At 49.3% G+C, this 274-nt stretch carries 1 protein-coding gene; it reads right to left on the reverse strand.

Annotation, left to right across the window (positions count from 1 at the left end):
• A partial coding sequence (locus ACSNOG_RS33325) for a hypothetical protein (protein ID WP_436756407.1) occupies window positions 1-222 on the reverse strand: 222 nt, incomplete at its 3' end.
• Window positions 223-274: the final 52 nt, after the last annotated feature.

Here is a 274-nt window from a genome sequence, read left to right on the forward strand (position 1 = left end):
GTAGAAAAACAATTCCATCCATTGATCCATGCTCCAGGTCATCCGCTCTTGATTCGCTGACTCCCAGTGCCGACGCAGTTCATTCTGGAACATCGTGAAGTAACGCACCAGCATCTCTTCTGATCGATCCTCCAGAATATATCCCTCCTGCTTGCCGAGCGCGACAAACCTTTTGAAAAAGCCGACGATTTTCTCCTCGCTGTAGCGGTCCATCATGTCCATCAGCCCACTTAATTCGGAGGATGGGACTTTCGGAAATTCCTCGCCTAAAATG

The organism is Streptomyces sp. URMC 124, assembly GCF_051386455.1.
Classification (GTDB): Bacteria; Actinomycetota; Actinomycetes; order Streptomycetales; family Streptomycetaceae; genus Streptomyces.